The sequence below is a fragment of the Acinetobacter sp. BEC1-S18-ESBL-01 genome (assembly GCF_014169935.1).
In the GTDB taxonomy this organism is placed as follows: domain Bacteria; phylum Pseudomonadota; class Gammaproteobacteria; order Pseudomonadales; family Moraxellaceae; genus Acinetobacter; species Acinetobacter pittii.
In genome coordinates, this window is record NZ_AP022302.1 from 3,369,738 (window position 1) to 3,386,947 (window position 17,210).

18 protein-coding genes are annotated in these 17,210 nt (G+C 40.5%); 4 read left to right on the top strand and 14 right to left on the bottom strand.

What is annotated here, in order from left to right; genetic code table 11:
• Positions 1–31: 31 nt before the first annotated feature.
• The 4 genes from rsgA to secB all read left to right on the top strand — a co-directional run bounded on the left by rsgA (position 32) and on the right by secB (position 2,363).
• Positions 32–1,093: a ribosome small subunit-dependent GTPase A gene (gene rsgA / locus H7R46_RS16030; RefSeq protein ID WP_005066188.1), complete on the top strand. Its 1,062-nt coding sequence runs from the start codon at positions 32–34 to the stop codon at positions 1,091–1,093.
• Between the two features lie 98 nt (positions 1,094–1,191).
• Complete coding sequence (locus H7R46_RS16035) at positions 1,192–1,608, top strand: rhodanese-like domain-containing protein (protein ID WP_000443006.1); 417 nt, start codon at positions 1,192–1,194, stop codon at positions 1,606–1,608.
• Positions 1,609–1,619: 11 nt separating this feature from the next.
• Positions 1,620–1,877 carry a glutaredoxin 3 gene (gene grxC, locus H7R46_RS16040; protein ID WP_002114715.1) on the top strand — a complete coding sequence of 86 codons (258 nt, stop codon included), beginning with the start codon at positions 1,620–1,622 and terminating at the stop codon, positions 1,875–1,877.
• Between the two features lie 27 nt (positions 1,878–1,904).
• A complete protein-coding gene (gene secB / locus H7R46_RS16045) occupies positions 1,905–2,363 on the top strand; it encodes a protein-export chaperone SecB (protein ID WP_005066187.1) in 459 nt (152 codons plus the stop codon).
• A 70-nt stretch (positions 2,364–2,433) separates the two neighbouring features.
• Here secB and H7R46_RS16050 read toward each other — a convergent pair whose 3' ends face one another.
• The 14 genes from H7R46_RS16050 to H7R46_RS16115 form a co-directional block, all read right to left on the bottom strand.
• On the bottom strand, positions 2,434–3,090 hold the full coding sequence (locus H7R46_RS16050) for a 4'-phosphopantetheinyl transferase family protein (protein ID WP_182924224.1): 657 nt from the start codon (positions 3,088–3,090) through the stop codon (positions 2,434–2,436).
• 114 nt (positions 3,091–3,204) lie between these two features.
• Positions 3,205–4,614: a ribosome biogenesis GTPase Der gene (gene der, locus H7R46_RS16055; protein ID WP_005066184.1), complete on the bottom strand. Its 1,410-nt coding sequence runs from the start codon at positions 4,612–4,614 to the stop codon at positions 3,205–3,207.
• Positions 4,615–4,803: 189 nt separating this feature from the next.
• Positions 4,804–5,949 carry an outer membrane protein assembly factor BamB gene (bamB, locus tag H7R46_RS16060; protein WP_005066182.1) on the bottom strand — a complete coding sequence of 382 codons (1,146 nt, stop codon included), beginning with the start codon at positions 5,947–5,949 and terminating at the stop codon, positions 4,804–4,806.
• Positions 5,949–6,647 (bottom strand): YfgM family protein, encoded by a 699-nt coding sequence (locus H7R46_RS16065; RefSeq protein WP_005066180.1) that lies wholly within the window; start codon positions 6,645–6,647, stop codon positions 5,949–5,951. Before H7R46_RS16065 ends, bamB begins: the two co-directional genes overlap by 1 nt.
• A gap of 28 nt (positions 6,648–6,675) precedes the next feature.
• Complete coding sequence (hisS, locus tag H7R46_RS16070) at positions 6,676–7,968, bottom strand: histidine--tRNA ligase (protein WP_005066179.1); 1,293 nt, start codon at positions 7,966–7,968, stop codon at positions 6,676–6,678.
• On the bottom strand, positions 7,965–9,080 hold the full coding sequence (gene ispG / locus H7R46_RS16075) for a flavodoxin-dependent (E)-4-hydroxy-3-methylbut-2-enyl-diphosphate synthase (RefSeq protein ID WP_002115078.1): 1,116 nt from the start codon (positions 9,078–9,080) through the stop codon (positions 7,965–7,967). The genes hisS and ispG overlap by 4 nt, the downstream gene beginning before the upstream one ends.
• Positions 9,081–9,101: 21 nt before the next feature.
• The gene (locus tag H7R46_RS16080) at positions 9,102–9,893 is read right to left on the bottom strand and encodes a helix-turn-helix domain-containing protein (RefSeq protein ID WP_002114935.1); all 792 of its coding nucleotides are present in this window, start codon (positions 9,891–9,893) and stop codon (positions 9,102–9,104) included.
• The gene (gene pilW, locus H7R46_RS16085; RefSeq protein ID WP_002114699.1) at positions 9,884–10,684 is read right to left on the bottom strand and encodes a type IV pilus biogenesis/stability protein PilW; all 801 of its coding nucleotides are present in this window, start codon (positions 10,682–10,684) and stop codon (positions 9,884–9,886) included. The genes H7R46_RS16080 and pilW overlap by 10 nt, the downstream gene beginning before the upstream one ends.
• Positions 10,685–10,698: 14 nt before the next feature.
• Positions 10,699–11,934 (bottom strand): 23S rRNA (adenine(2503)-C(2))-methyltransferase RlmN, encoded by a 1,236-nt coding sequence (gene rlmN, locus H7R46_RS16090; RefSeq protein ID WP_002115097.1) that lies wholly within the window; start codon positions 11,932–11,934, stop codon positions 10,699–10,701.
• Positions 11,935–12,057: 123 nt separating this feature from the next.
• Positions 12,058–12,489: a nucleoside-diphosphate kinase gene (gene ndk / locus H7R46_RS16095; RefSeq protein ID WP_000963851.1), complete on the bottom strand. Its 432-nt coding sequence runs from the start codon at positions 12,487–12,489 to the stop codon at positions 12,058–12,060.
• A gap of 113 nt (positions 12,490–12,602) precedes the next feature.
• On the bottom strand, positions 12,603–12,803 hold the full coding sequence (gene iscX / locus H7R46_RS16100; protein WP_004698764.1) for a Fe-S cluster assembly protein IscX: 201 nt from the start codon (positions 12,801–12,803) through the stop codon (positions 12,603–12,605).
• A 99-nt stretch (positions 12,804–12,902) separates the two neighbouring features.
• Positions 12,903–13,454: a phosphatase PAP2 family protein gene (locus tag H7R46_RS16105; protein WP_005066176.1), complete on the bottom strand. Its 552-nt coding sequence runs from the start codon at positions 13,452–13,454 to the stop codon at positions 12,903–12,905.
• 24 nt (positions 13,455–13,478) lie between these two features.
• On the bottom strand, positions 13,479–14,768 hold the full coding sequence (locus tag H7R46_RS16110) for a glycosyltransferase family 4 protein (protein ID WP_080591623.1): 1,290 nt from the start codon (positions 14,766–14,768) through the stop codon (positions 13,479–13,481).
• 139 nt (positions 14,769–14,907) lie between these two features.
• Entirely contained in the window at positions 14,908–17,091 is a 2,184-nt protein-coding gene (locus H7R46_RS16115; RefSeq protein ID WP_005066169.1) for a carboxy terminal-processing peptidase, read from the bottom strand.
• Positions 17,092–17,210 lie beyond the last annotated feature (119 nt).

The following is a 17,210-nucleotide window of genomic DNA, read 5'->3' on the forward strand; positions in this document are numbered from 1 at the left end:
TCTTCAAACAATGGTTTTTTTTGGGATATGAATGGCTTTAATTCGTAAGCGTCGTTTAACTGAACAACAGCAACGTCGTATTGAAAAACAGCATAAAACTCGCCAAGAAGAGATCGATACTTCACAGGATCTAGACGGACTCGTTGTACAACATTATGGCCGTCAACTTGAAGTACAAGCCCTCTCTGTACCGGAGCATCACCCAGAAAAACCACAAGTTGCCGAAGGAGAACCAGAACCATTCTGGAAGCCGATCGAGCTCAATAGTGTTTGGCGTTGCCATACTCGAACTAATCTTGAGTTACTTGTAACTGGTGATCGTGTTAAATGGCAGGCAGACCCAAATACGGGTTTAGGCATTATTACAGCCATTCACCCACGTACATCTTTACTTACCCGTCCTGACCGCTATCACAAAGTTAAACCAGTAGCCGCGAATATCAGTTTGATTGTGATTGTATTTTCACCGCTTCCTGAACCAGCTCCAACGCTAATCGATCGGTATTTAGTTGCTTGTGCAGATGCAAATATTCCTGCTCTTTTGGTCCTCAATAAGTCTGATTTACTCACTGAAAATGACCCAATTCTTACCCTATTAGAAGAATATAAAACCTTGGGTTATGAGGTGATGATTTGTCAGTCTAAGAAGGGAGATATCTCTGCTTTATCTGAGCGTTTAGATGGTGAAACCGTAGCATTTGTAGGGCAATCAGGCGTAGGAAAAAGCTCTTTAATTAATGTGCTCATTCCAGATGCAGAGCAAAAAACTAATGTTATTTCTGAAAACTCTGCACTTGGACAACACACGACAACCTCTACGCGCTTAATCAACTTCGGTAAAAATGGTGCCTTAATTGATTCTCCGGGAATTCGTGAGTTTGGACTTTGGCATCTCGATTTAGAAAAAATTCGTATGGGCTTTCCAGACATTGCAGCACATCTAGGATCTTGCCAATTCCGTAATTGCACACATACTCATGAAAAGAATTGTGGGCTTAAACAAGCCGTTGAAGCAGGTGAAATTTTGCCACGACGTTTAGATAGCTTTTTGCGTTTAATCGATGAGATTCAAGAAGCGCAGCAAAAAAACTGATTTTCTGCCCTATTTGCCCTTGAAGTGGTGATTTTGATCACCATCTATATACGCTATACTCTAGGTCAATTTTGTTTTTTAATTTTTTTAGGTGACTTGTGGAACGCTGGTTAGAGTTTATGGGGAATCACCCCATTTTGTTTGGTACGCTCGGAGTCTTGATCGTGTTGTTCTTCATTTTTGAAGGTCAACGTAATGGTCGTAAAATTTCTCCACAGTCGCTTGGTATTTTAGTGAAAGCGAAAAATGCTCTTTTGATTGACTTACGCGATAGCAAAGATTTCCGCGAAGGTCACATTAGTGGCAGTCGCAATATTCCGTATAGCCAAATCGCAAGTCATGCTGACGAATTAAAAGCAAGTGACCGTCCACTGGTATTTATTTGCAACTTGGGGCAAGTTGCTGGAAGTGCTTTGCAAAAAGTTGCTCACCACGATAGCTATCGTCTTGATGGTGGTATTAGTAACTGGAAAGCACAAGGCTTACCTCTTGTTAAAAGCAAACCAAAAGCTTAAGGAGAATTATCATGGCTGCAAATGTCATTGTTTACTCAACTTCTGTATGCCCGTATTGTGTTCGTGCTAAACAGTTACTTGAGCGTAAAGGTGTTGCTTATAAAGAAGTAAATCTTTCTGTTGAAGCACCAGAAGTACGTGTTGAATTAATGCAACGCACAAATCATCGTACTGTCCCACAAATTTTCATTAACGATCAGTTTATCGGTGGTTTTGACCAACTTTATGCTTTAGAGCGTGAAGGTAAACTCGACGAATTATTGGCTTAACATCGCATCCATATTAAGGAAAAAACAATGAGCGAAGAACAACAAGTTCAACCACAATTAGCTTTAGAGCGTATTTATACAAAAGATATTTCTTTTGAGGTTCCTGGGGCGCAGGTTTTCACAAAACAATGGCAACCTGAACTTAATATCAATCTTTCTTCTACTGCAGAAAAGATTGACCCGACTCATTTTGAAGTTTCTTTAAAAGTTGTGGTACAAGCCGATAACGACAACGAAACAGCGTTCATTGTAGATGTAACTCAATCCGGTATTTTCTTGATCGACAACATAGAAGAAGAGCGTTTACCTTATATTTTAGGCGCATACTGCCCAAATATTTTGTTCCCGTTCTTACGTGAAGCTGTAAATGATTTAGTAACTAAAGGTAGCTTCCCACAGTTACTTCTTACTCCAATCAACTTTGATGCAGAGTTCGAAGCTAACATGCAACGTGCTCAAGCTGCTGCAGTTGAAGGTCAAGCTTAATTTTTTAGCTTCTCCTTTTAATAAAAAAACCGCGTATTACGCGGTTTTTTTATGTGTGCTATTTAGATTATTAAAGATCAAGTGAGTGAAGCTGAATAGACGGAAACTGAAAACCACGGCAAGATAACTCTGAACGCCATGCTACAGTTAATATCATATTGCCAACAATAAAATTCTGATAAGCAAATGTCCCATTAAGTGGGTGAGAACAGACTCCACCATGATTGGTAGGATGTGCCTGAGTATTTAACGTATTTAAATCTAAACGTATACCAAGACCCGATGCTTTTAAAACAGCTTCTTTAGTCGTCCAGACTTTGAACCAATATTCTCTATCTTGTTCTAAGCTTAACCATATTTCATATTCATCAGGATGAAAAGCATGTTGTGCCAGACTATCCAGACGTACTTTACGATCAAGCTCTTCAACATCTATGCCAATATCTTTAACTTGTTCGCTCATGGCTAAAGCGTAGTATTGTTGGCTATGTGAGTGATTAAAATGCAAAGTGTGATTCAATAAATAAGGTTTACCATGTTCATGCTTGGCAAACTCCAATTCCATTGAATTGAATTGTAGTTTCTCTGCAATCAGTCGATTTCTGACACTCTGTATTTGTTGTTTTTTATAATGATTAAATGAACGGAAGTCTGGAAAGTTTTGTTGTTCTTGTTTTAAAAACTCATTGAGCTTTCCTATATAAACTTCAATTTTCTTATCATTCATCTTTCTAAATCCATCCCATGAGGGACTAAAGCTAATATAAAAAATACCAATAACTTATTAAACCATGTAATAAAAAACCCAAAGAAAACTTTGGGTTTTTGAACAGTAAAAAACTTAACGGTTAAATTTTTTCTCTGCTTTCTTAAATTTCTGAATATAACGACGGCGACGTGCAGCAGTACGTTCATCAACCTGACTCTTACGACCTTCAAACGGGTTTTCAGAAGTTTTAAAGTCAATACGAACTGGTGTACCTTCGAGTTTATACACTTTACGGAACACGTTTTCTAAATAACGGCGATAATCGGCAGGTGTCTTATCAACCTTATTACCATGAATCACAATAGTCGGTGGATTCTGACCACCCATATGTGCATAACGCATTTTAATACGACGACCGCTAATCATTGGTGGTTGATGGGCTTCTGTCGCATCACTCAAAATTTGAGTCAATTTAGCTGGTGATACTTTTAAGTTCGCAGACTCATAAGCACGGTGGATAGAAGGATATAAATCACCTACCCCAGTTCCATGTAAAGCAGAAATTAAATGGATTTTTGCCCATGGAATAAAGTCAAAACGACGCTCAACATCAAGCTTACATTGCTTGCGGTCATATTCAGACATGTTATCCCATTTGTTGATGGCAATAACCATGGCACGACCAGCTTCAAGCGCATAGCCAATTAAATGCAAGTCTTGCTCAACAATACCTTCACGCGCATCGACTACAACTACGACAACATGTGCATCTTTCATTGCTTGCAAAGTTTTAACAATTGAGAACTTCTCAATCATTTCATCAACCTTACCTTTACGACGCACACCTGCTGTATCAATTAAAGTGTATTTACGGCCTTCACGCTCAAAAGGAATGTAAATCGAGTCACGCGTTGTACCTGGTTGGTCAAATGCCACCACACGGTCTTCACCCAGCAAACGGTTGACCAGTGTTGACTTACCAACGTTAGGACGACCAATAATTGCTAAACGTAAACCAGTATCTTTGTCATGCTCTTCTGGATTTTCATCTTCTGGAACTTCTGCAAGTACATCTTCCAGCATTTGCTGTACGCCACGACCATGGCTCGCTGCAACTTGTAATGGTTCACCCATACCAAGTTTATAGAACTCAACCAAAGCTGCTTCAGCATGAACACCATCTACCTTGTTCGCAACAAGATAAATTTTCTTGCCTAACGTACGTAGTTCACGAGCAATTTGCTCATCAGAAGCTAACAACCCAGCACGAGCATCAACCACAAAAATAATAATATCTGCTTCGTTGATCGCTGTTTTTGACTGCTCGGCCATGTAGTTATCGATACCGCCTTCGCTCTCACCGATACCACCAGTATCAACAACAATGAAAGACTTATTTTGATAGGTCGCATCACCATATTTACGGTCACGAGTCAGACCCGCGAAGTCGGCTACAAGTGCATCACGACTCTTGGTAATCTGGTTAAATAACGTTGATTTTCCGACATTCGGACGACCAATGAGCGCAATAACGGGTTTCATACAATAACCTTAATTCAAGACCAGCCATATCTCATGGCATGAGCATTAGAAACAATACAGGAGATATATTTTAAGGTCAGATATGACCATAATAAAAGACGGGGCTTTGAACTGATTTAATTCAAACACCCCGATATTTTTTTAACAGCGTAATTTGTTAAGCGGCTATTTTAGCACAAGCAAACGAAATTAACGATTCTGCCAAATACTTAAATCGCCTTTTCTGGTCGAAACGTAAAGTTGGTTCTCAATAACACGTAATGTATTGACCTCCCCACTTGTTTTTGAACGACCAATCAACTTACCTGTTGCAGGATCAACAAGATGTAATACGCCATCTAAATCACCAACAATAAGGTCCGACCCCAACACAACAGGGTTACTTAAATGACGGTTTAATAAACTATCATTTTGCCAAACTTGTTCGCCTGTCGTTAAATCATAAGCAGTTAACTTACCATCAGTTGATGAAACAAATACTTTATTGTCATAAACTTCTGGACGCTTCGTGCTGCTTGAGTCTTCACTCCAAACTACACGTTGCGAAGCTAGATCAGTTACGGTCACTTGTCCTTGGAAACTAGTCGTTACCATAAACTGTCCAGCAACTGCAGGATCACCATCGATATCAATCAAACGTTGAATATCAGAACGGCCTTCACTTACTGCAACACGGCGTTGGAAACGTGGAATACCACTAATCGTATCAATTGCATAAACATACGCATTCGCAGATGCGATTAATACGGTACGCGGGTCAAGACTCACCGGTGAGGCCTGACCACGTAAACTAAATTGGACATTTGGTAATTTATAAGCCCAAACTTGTTGGCCTGAACCAGCATCATGCGCAAATACAGTACCATCATTAGCAATGGTAATAACGCGTCCAGACTGAACTAAAGAAGGACTTAATAGTGCACCAGATAACTGTGCAGTCCACTTTTGTTCACCTGTTGCCTGATCTAAAGCAAAAAGTTGACCTTTACTATTACCAACAACAACAATTCCTTCAGCAGCTTCAACACCAGAGCTCAAGCCTAATTTGCTGACTTTTTTCTCCCAAATGCGTTCCTTGCCACGATATGCAGCGACCTCACCTTTTGGGTCAAGCGTAAAGACCACGCCCTCACTTGCGTCAAGCTGCAAACGTAATGGATCTGCCTTATCAGTAGAAGAAACACTGCGCGAAAACACGGGTACTAGAGTCTTTTTCGACTCAGTCAATTTCGGTAGTGGATTTGGTTTTGCTTCTTTTACTTTGTTGCTAGAACATCCCACCAGTACAGCTGATGCGATTGCAATTGCCAAAGGCAGTTTGAATTTCTGATTCATTAAGACTCTTCCACCTGTGTTTCCAAAATTGGGCGCTCAATCTGTGGATCTTCAACTAAAACGCCAACACTTTCGAGTTTAATTTGTAAAATTTGTCGTTCTTGTTTACGTTCCAGTAACGAATCCCATGCTGCCTGATACGCTTTTTTAGCAGAATCAACATCTTTCTTAGCAACAAAGATATCACCACGTAACTCTTCTACTGTTGCTTTAAATGCAGGATCGACGTTACCAGACAAGGTTTTTAGTGCTTCATCATATTTGTTTTGCGCCAATTGTGCATCTGCTAAACGCAATTTTACAACCTGAATCAAACCTTCATCTTTTACTTTTGAATTTTCAACTTTCTTCAATGCTTTTTCAGCAGCAGCATAATCCTGTTTTTCATAGGCTAATTTTGCTAATACAAACTGAGTCTGTATCGCCTGAACAGAATTGATATCATCTTTTACGATTTTATCTGCCGATGCAGTGACCGAAGTTAAAGCATTAGGATTATCAGCACTTGCATTTGCCTCATCCATTAACTGCTGTACTTTTGCAGTTTCTGTCTGGCTGCTCGCAAGATTTCTTTTTTGCCAATATTCCCACCCAAAAAAGGCAATCAATGCAATGAGAATCCCGCTAATCATGGCAGAACCATATTTTTTGGCGAACGACTTTAAGCTGTCGAATTGTTCTTCATCACTTACACTCATGTGATTGTCCTTTTCCAGATGTTTCAGTTTATTTTGTAAATTTTTCGATTAAGAATGGTACAAGCTCAGCCAGCGCAACTTGAGACTGCTCAGCTGTTGCTAACTCTTTGATAGCAAGTTGCTGTGCTTCCCATTCACGCTCACCTAAAATCATGGCGTAAACAGCCCCAGCCTGATCAGCTTTTTTCATCTGACTCTTCATACTGCCTTGTGAACCTGTTTTGATTCGAATACTGCTATTTTCAGCTTCTAACTGGTCACGTAATTGTTCCGCTAAAATCAAAGCCTTAGTTTGATAAGCAGGTTCTGCAACCAAGAAGACTTCACAATCACGAATAACTTGAGCCTGTTCAACTTGCTCAACCAGAAGCAATAAACGCTCCATCCCCATACCAAAGCCAACAGCAGGTACAGATTGATCTGGCTTACCTTTTAGCTGACCAACAAGACCATCATAACGACCACCGCCACACACCGTACCTTGCGAACCAAGTGCAGTTGTTGTCCATTCAAAAACGGTTTTATTGTAGTAATCCAGACCACGCACCAATTTTTGATTAATGACAAATTTAACACCCGCAGCAGTCAAATAGTCTTGTAATTGTTGGAAGTGACTTAAACTATCTTCTTTCAAAAAGTCATATAATTTCGGCGCATTTTCCAGAATTTTCTGAGTCGATTCAATTTTAGAATCCAAAATACGTAGTGGATTCGTTGTTAAACGGCGCTGTGAATCTTCATCCAACGCATCTTTATGCTCATTTAAAAACGCAACCAAAGCATTACGATACTCTGTACGCTCATCTTTTTCACCCAAAGTATTCAACTCAAGTTGAACCATGTGATCAACGCCCATATGTTTCCATAATCGAGCTGTCATCAAGATAACTTCAGCTTCAATATCAGGAGTCGCAACACCGAAAGTTTCCACACCAAATTGGTGGAACTGACGGTAACGTCCTTTTTGTGGTTTTTCATAACGGAACATAGGTCCCATATACCACACGCGTGGCGTAGCACCGCGCAACAAATTATGTTCAACCAAAGCACGAACACAACCTGCAGTACCCTCTGGACGTAAGGTTAATGACTCTGGTGGATTACCTTTGTCAAAAAAGGTATACATTTCTTTTTCAACAATATCGGTAGCATCACCAATAGCACGTTTAAACAAGCCCGTTTGTTCAACGATCGGCAAACGAATTTGTTGATATCCATAAGCATCCATTAAAGATGCTAAATGTTGCTCGAGACGTCTCCACGCTACTGTTTGCGTTGGCAAGATGTCATTAAAACCTTTGATTGCGACGATTGAACTCATGATGAACTACGAATAATTTCTTTAGATTTAGCTTCTTCAAGCTCTTGGACACGTTGACGAACCATAGTTTCGATTTCATCAACCAATTGATCGGTATCGATTAAATGGCTTTTTTCACCATTACGATAAACCAATGAGCGAGGCGCAGCCCCAACGACCCCGATATCGGCTTCTTTTGCTTCACCTGGGCCGTTTACTTTACAGCCAATTACCGACACATCCATTGGAGTACGAATATCTTCTAAACGCTCTTCCAATGCTTGCATTACCTGAATAACATTAAATTCTTGGCGAGAGCAACTTGGGCAAGCAATAAAGTTAATACCGTTAGAACGAAGTCCTAGTGATTTTAAGATATCAAAACCAATCTTGATTTCATCTTCCGGTTCGGCGGCAAGCGAAATACGCATCGTATCGCCAATACCTTCCATCAACAATCCGCCAAGGGCAATCGCCGACTTCACAGTACCTGTACGATAAATACCAGCTTCAGTCACACCTAGATGTAATGGGTTATCAATTTGCTTTGAAAGTAAACGATAAGCATCCATGGTTAAAAACACATTTGATGCTTTTACGCTGACTTTAAATTCATGGAAGTTGAGACGATCTAAAATATCAATATGACGTAGTGCTGATTCAAGCAGCGCCTCACCTGTAGGTTCGCCATATTTCTTTTGTAAATCTTTTTCTAAAGAACCCGCATTGACCCCAATACGCATAGAAATGCCATGATGACGCGCCGCAGCAACGACTTCACGCACTTTCTGGTCTGAGCCAATATTGCCTGGGTTAATACGTAAACAGTCTGCACCATAGTCTGCAACTGCCAGAGCAATTCTATGGTCAAAGTGAATATCAGCCACCAATGGAACTGAAACACGTTTACGGATCGCACCAAATGCCTCAGCAGCCTCCATAGATGGGACCGAAACACGCATAATATCAGCACCTGCATCAACGCAACGCTCGATTTGAGCAACGGTTGCATCGACATCGCAAGTTTCGGTATTTGTCATACTTTGCACACTAATAGGTGCATCGCCACCGACATACACCGAACCAACACGGATTTTACGTGTTGGTCGACGTTTAATTGGGTTCTCTATCATTGTATCGCTCAACTCATGGTATTAGCGGGATAAACGGAATTCTGCTTTACCGTTTACCGTATATGGAGACAATGAAATCTGTTCTTGGTTTAGACTTAATGACACAGCCGTTGCATCATCAAGACGAATCTGGAATGGAGACTCACCAGTTAAGTTTAAAGTTGATGACTGACGACCTGTCGCCAAAACTTTACCTGTTGCATCAACAATATGAACAGAAGTTGGTCGGTTAAAGTTTAACACCAATTGATCACCCACTGTTGAGGTGGTAGCCCCTTGCATAGGTAAAACTTCAACATTCGATTGATTTACTTTAGGTAAATCAGCATCTTCTTTCTTTGAAGTCCATTTTTGGACACCCATAACAAGCAATGACACAACAGCAAGAATTACAACAGCAAGAAGTGCGCGCTTTAACCATTTCTTATTACGATCACTATTAGAACCCGGGAGTTTACCCATGATTTTAATTGGCGAATTATTTAAGGCATGATTTGGTAACAGCCCAGTATCATTTGCATAAATCTCATCGAAACGCTGAATAATTGCCGTCGCGTCCGTATTTAAATATTTTGCATATGAACGGTAATAACCCTTAATAAAAGTCGCTTCCGGCAATGATTTATAGTCATCTTGCTCTAAAGCGGTCAAGGTCTTAACCGGCATATTTAAATCTGAAGAAACTTGCCCTAACTCTTTATTCTGAGCAACTCGAATTTGACGTAAATACTCACCAGGACGTTGAATATTTCCTAAAGCAGAAGTCGGTAAGCTTGAGCCAGTTGGCTGCTGTGAATTAGGATTTATTTCCATACGGCCTCAGTACTATACTGTAATTGCAAATAACGTTGATATTCTGGACTTTCCGGGAACAAAGCACGTAACTGGTTTACTAACACTTGCATTCCCATTTTATCCGCATTGGCTCGAGCCACTCTTACACCAATCCAAAGTGCTCTTGCACCCTGATTTTTCTGCCCCACTGTACGAACATATTGCTCATACATTTGTGTAGCAGCCGGAATCTGCTGCTGCAAATAAAAAATTTCCGCTAACTCTAACATTGAAATATAAGAGTCGCGGTTAGCAAGGAGTGCTTGTTTGAATGTTTTTTCAGCATTCGCAACATCACCCAATTTTAAATAAATACGCCCCAGATTTTCTAATGCCTGATAGCGTTGGTCATAACCTAATGTTGCGCCAGCAATACGAAATTGCTCAACCGCATCATTATAACGCTCCATTTGATATAAATAAGTACCATAATTATTATGTGCTTGAGCATTATCCGGTTCAGATGAAATTGCTCTTTTAAAATAATGTTCTGCTTTTTCTAAATTGGGTTTGCTACCTTCTTGCTGTAGCAAAATACCCATCATCATATTTGCAGTAGCATCGCGGCTATCTACACTTAAAGCTTGATCAAGAGCTCGCTTTGCTGAGTCCAAGTCACCCGAACGGATATGTTCAGCAGCAAGTTGTGTACGCACCTTTACCGCTTTCTCAGGGTCTTTTTTTTGCGTATGCGTTGTCTGGCAACCACTTACCAGAAATGCAACTGCAATCCCCATACATAAAACCGTTTTTAACTTTGGAATACTCAAAGCCTGCCCTCAATTTATCCTTGTGTACGCAAAATCTCTTGACGCTGTGTGACTTTTTTCTGCCACTGTTCAGCACGACGGGTTCTGTCAGCCACTTGACCCACTAACTGCCCACATGCAGCGTCAATATCATCACCACGTGTTTGACGAATCGTACACACAAATCCAGCATCAGACAAAGTTTTTTGGAACGAGATAATACGATTTCGGCTTGAACGACCATATGGCGCATGCGGGAACGGGTTAAACGGAATCAAGTTAATTTTACTTGGTAAATTTTTTAATAATTTAATCATTTGCTGTGCATGTTCAGGCTGATCATTCACGCCTTCTAACATCACATATTCAATCGTCACATGTTTACGCGTACTTTCATTACCATCTTTGGCAATATAACGCTGACATGCTGCAATTAACTGAGCCAATGGATATTTTTTATTAATAGGTACTAATTCGTTACGTAATTCATCGTTTGGCGCATGTAAAGAAATGGCTAAAGCCACATCAATGTCTTTTGCAAGCTGATCAATTTTTGGTACAACACCTGACGTTGATAAAGTCACACGACGTTTTGACATGCCATACGCAAAGTCATCAAGCATAATCTGCATTGAGCTTAATACAGCATCATAGTTGAGCAATGGCTCACCCATGCCCATCATCACAACATTGGTCACTGAACGTTCGCGCTCGGCAACAGGCACTTCTTCCATATAAGAATAGTTTGCCATCCAGAGTTGCCCAATAATTTCATCTGGCGTTAAATCACGTTGGAAACCTTGTTTACCTGTTGAACAAAATGAGCAATCTAATGCGCAGCCCACTTGAGAGGAAATACAAAGTGTTTTACGTAACCCAGTTTTATCTTCGGCAGGAATTAATACAGTTTCAACTAAAGAGCCTGCACCCTCACCTACGCGAAACACCCACTTACGTGTACCATCTTTTGAGTAATGACGGTGAACCACTTCAGGGGCTTTAATTTCACAAATCTGTTCAAGCTTCGCACGTAGTTTGCCTGAAATATTGGTCATTTCAGCAAAGTCAGTAACAAAGTATTGATGTATCCATTTCATGACCTGTCCGGCACGAAACTTCTTCTCACCAATATCTTCAAAGAATTTTTCTAACTCAGGACGAGACATGCCGAGTAAATTCACTTTATTTTCGGCAGCAGGGATTACCGGCGTGGACGAAGATTGCTGCTGTCCATCAAGATTTTCAGATGAAACGACCACTGCAGAACTCATGTGTATTTACCTAAACCATGTCAAAAAACTGAAGATATTGTTCAAGAATCAAACAATATTCTCTTAAGAGAATAAAAAAACCAGATAAGTAGTATACCACTTATCTGGTTTGAATGCTTTCGATTAACGAGTGCGTGGGCAGATCTCGTTGTCAGCAAAGAAGTAAGCAATTTCACGCTCTGCAGAAGCAACTGAGTCAGAACCGTGAGCAGCGTTTTCGTCGATGCTTACAGCAAAGTCAGCACGGATAGTACCAGGAGCAGCTTCTTTAGGGTTTGTAGCACCTAAGATTTCACGGTGTGCAAGAACTGCGTTTTCACCTTCAAGAACAGATACTACAACTGGACCAGAAGTCATGAATGCAACTAAGTCACCAAAGAAACCACGTTCTTTATGCTCAGCATAGAAACCTTCAGCATCAGCTTGAGAAAGGTGTTTCATTTTAGTCGCAACAATTTTTAAACCCGCTTTTTCAAAACGAGCAAAAATTTCACCGATGTGGTTTTTAGACACTGCATCAGGTTTTACGATAGACAAAGTACGTTCAATAGCCATGAGTGGCTCCTTTATTTTAAGATTTAAACTTTAAAAAATTTGCCGCATTATACCGATGTCATAGGCAATAATCAGCTTTGAATGTGTAAAAGTTGCGATTTTTTCTACTGTTTTTAGCGAACTTCGTCTATCCAGGCCATCTGAATGCCTTCTAGCAATCCTTCTGTCGATTTATTTGGGTCATCACTGAAGTCTGGCAATGCACACACCCATGCATGTAAATCGGTAAAACGGATCCATTGCGGATCAACTTCTGGATGTGCTTCTGACAATTCAATGGCAATATCAATCGTATCTGTCCAACGTAAGCCCATAGCGGCTCCTATCTGTTTAATCTGCTAAATCACGAACTGTGTACTTTAGCAAATCCACAAACCTAATCGATAGCTTAAGCTGATAAAAATTACCGATGCTTATAAAGCGATGTTCAATAATGGCGCCACAAAAATAATCGTAGCCGCGACCGCTGCACCAATTAGCGCACCAACAATCACATCACTTGGATAATGAAGACCCAGTACCATACGAGATAAAGCGACAAGCACCATGAAAGGAAACATCGCCGCAAGCAGAACTGGCTGAATGTAACCCAATACAATTGTCACCATGACCGCATGCAGCGTGTGACCTGATGGAAAACTAAAGTGATCAAGTGGTCTTTCACCGAGCACAATCACCTGATGCACCTGATAAGGACGTGGTCGCGTTGTTTTATGTTTTAAAAATTTATAGATTGCTGTGCCGACAGAACCACCTAATAACAAGTAGATGATTTGCAAGCTATAGTTAATGCCTTGCATACCCCACACGATTGCCAACATGAGATACCAAAATGGACCATCACCAACACGACTGATAATTTTGAAGAAAAGGGCAACACGCTGTGAGTGAGAGAAATTGTTCAGATATAAACAGCCTCTCAAATCTAAATCGAGTATTTTTATTTTTGCATTCTTAAATTTCATGGTCATTCTCCTATCTTAGGATACTTAGGTGAAGTCCAACGAGGGCTCCTTCACTACCTGATAAAATGCCTGCTCCAATTGCTGAACCGGAAGTTGCCAACCGCTTTGCTGTACTTTATGACAGGCTTGTACGCCCATTTCTCTAAGTTGTTTTACTGAAGGAAGCTGATAAATTTGTTGTATAAAGTGGTTTTTTTGTCCAAGTGGGCTTAACCAGCCATTCACACCATGTGTTAAGTATTGATGTGCACATGCATAATCATACGCTATAACTGGTAAACCACTTGCCATTGCCTCTAAAACTACGTTACCAAACGTTTCAACTTGACTCGCAAATACGAATACATCTGCACTCGCATAGGCAGCCGCCAAATCTTGACCTCTCAGACTTCCGGTAAAGATAACACCCTTCGCTTCAGGTAGTGACTTTAAACGAGCAAAATCTGGGCCATCTCCTACAATTACTAATTTAGTTTTATGTGGCTGAATGGTTTGTAGGTTCGCATAACTTTCAATGAGAACTTGCACTTCTTTTTCGGGAGACAAACGCCCCACATAAAGCATAACGCGTGTATTCTCATCAGCATCCCATTGTTTTCGCAAATTTTCAGAGCGATGCTTCGGTGAAAATCTGGTCGTATCTACGCCACGTCCAACAACAACCAGTGGACAAGTAATACCAAAACCGCGTAATGCTTCTTGAGTATCTTTACTCGGTACACAAGTTACTTGAGTGTTATTGTGAAACCAGCACAGGTATTTTTGAATCGGCTTGACTAAAAAAGCCAAATCGAAGAAACGACTAAAGTCTTGAAATGGCGAATGAAAGCCGCTCGAAACAGGAATAGCTTTTGCCTTAGCAGCCTGCATGGCGGTTAAACCTAACGGCCCTTCAGTCACGATGTGCACAACATCTGGCACAAACTTTTCAAAAGCTTTCGATACTTTTAAATATTGTGGCCAACCAAATTGTAAAGTTGGATATTTTGGAATCGCCTGCGACATCACCAGACATTCTTGCTCTGGCGTAAAGTCATGACATTTCGCTTTTTGCTCTGGGCGAATCAGTAAAATCTTATGCCCCTGTTTTTGTAAACCTTGGCATAACTGTAATAATGATAGTGCCACACCATTGATTTCGGGTGGCCAAGTTTCCGTCACAATCGCAATTTTTAAACGTGGGCGCACCAAATCATGCAATGAATGTGCATTAGATAGCTGCTGCTTTTGTTTAAAAAAGAATTGGAAGCTTTCAGGAAGTTGCTGTTGTTTTAATAGTGCTGTCGCGTATGAACTTTGCATAGCGCCATCCATCAATGTATTTATTTTCATGCTTAAAGATTAAGCAGTTTTTTTGACATTTTGATGATAAATGCATGACAGTTTACTGACATGAAAAATAAAAAAAAGCATGCTGATGACAGCATGCTTTTTTCTTAAATCCTAGTAACTCTTAGCGATTTTGCAATTTTGCATAATCCATGAGTACATTAGCAGCTTCAGTCACAAAAGTTTCTTCTTCTGGTAACGCTGGACGTTGTGATGCTTTCATTTTAGCGCGAGATTCAGCTAGAGCATCTAATGAAGCTTGATAGCTTTCCCAGTTTGCAAAAGGCTTTTGACCCGTTGCAGCACGGCGTTCATTTTCTGCATCTAAAGTTTGTTTCTCTAAGCCAAGTAATTCAGCACGGCGCTTATCAATATCAAGTACTACTTGTTTTTGATCACTCGTCACCTTAGCAATCGCAGTACGTTTATTTAGATATTTAAACTGAGCGTCATTGCCAACACGTTGTTCAGAGAATTGGGACAACTTTGTCACATAAGGCTGAACAGAACCTTCTCGTTTAAATGGTGCAGTAGGAATTGTGTCCCACTTCAACGCATTCTTCGATTTACGCTCACCAAACTCTTCGTTATAGATGTCGACGAGTTTAATGTCTGGCACTACACCTTTATTTTGTGTACTACCACCTGTAATACGATAGAACTTACGCTGAGTTAAAGTCGCTTGACCATATGCCAGAGTATCAAGTTGTACCTGAGCTGTACCCTTACCAGTGGTTGTACTACCAATAATAATACCGCGCTCATAATCTTGAATTGCAGCAGAGTAAATCTCACTTGCCGATGCAGATGCCAAGTTCACCAATACCGCGAGTGGGCCTGTATAGATTTGCTGGCCGCCATCGTTATCTTCAAACACGCTTACGTTGCCATTACCATCACGAATTTGTACCACTGGACCAGACTTAATCACCTGCCCCAACATACGTGCAACTTCTTCTAATGAGCCACCCGGGTCATTACGTAAGTCAATAATAATACCTTCTACTTTCTTCGCTTTTAGCGCTTCAAAAGCATTTGCAGTATCTTCAGAAACTGAACGGTATTGTTGCCCCGCACGACGTGAACGATAGTCAAAATAGAATGATGGAATTTCAATTACACCCAACACATGCTTTTTACCATCACGTGTCACTTCAACTGTGCGTGAACGAACACCAGCATCTTCTTCTTGAATCACATCACGTACCAGGGTCACATTACGTGCCTGACTCATTGATGCACCAGCACCAAGAAGTTTTAGCGTGACTTTTGTTCCGCGTTTACCACGAATAAGCCCAACAATTTCAGAACTTGTCCAACCGATTACATCAACCATTTTCTCGCCTTCTTGGGCGACACCAATGATTCGATCTCCTGATTTCACTTGGCCAGACTTACTTGCAGGACCACCCTCTACAATGGTTTCAATCTTGGTGTAATCTTCGTTGCCACGTTCTGGACGAATCGACACACCAATACCTTCAAGCTGCAAGGTAGTTTGGCGATTAAGTTCTATCGCATCAATTGGCGGGTAATAGTTACTATGTGGATCATAAGTTGCCAACATTGCATTTAATGTTTTATCCAAGACGTCATCGCTTTTCACACGACTAATTCTTTCAAGCTGACGCGTATAACGTTTAGTTAACGTTTGGGCTGGCGTTAAATCTTCTGGGCCAGTTAAGTCTTGCCCATTTGCAAGTGAAGGATTCTCTTTAAGCGCTTTTTGCTTCGCCTGCTCTTCTTCACGGCTAATGGTTAAGTTGATTAACTGTGAAACCAACATTTTTCGCCAATGATTCTGTTGCTCAGCAGTCGTTCTAAAATACGGTGCTTTTTCACGATCAACTTCAATATAACTATTTGGCTGCTTTAAATTTTGCTGTTGTTTTAACTCAGCTAACATGAACTCATAAAATTGTTTTAAGCGTTCACGATATTGCTGATGAATTGCAAACGGTCCAGTTAAATTCCCCGCTTTTAATGAAGCACCAAAACTTGAACCATATAGTTTTTTATAATTTTGAACTTCAGAATCTAGAAATAATGAGTGATCTGGATCAAGACTATCTAAATACATATCCAGAATACGATTTGATGTGGTCGCATCCAGACGCATATTTAAATAATGTTGACGATCAACTAAAGTTGCCAGTTGGCGAGCCACCAAAGCCTGTTCTTGCGTTGGCTGGATTGATTGAGAAACCGCAGCAGTATTGGTTGCCGCTCTCGCTTCATTCATCGTATGAGAGAAGAATAAACCGCCAGTCGCGATCGCTACTGCACAAGCTATAGTTTGAAGTTTCATAAATTTTTAATACTTCCTTGGGTGTTCCTATCTTACACGCTCTGTTTTCGATATGAACTAAGCAGATTCAAAATCTTAACCAACTAAATTGTTTATACCGTGTAGTTTTATCATATTCT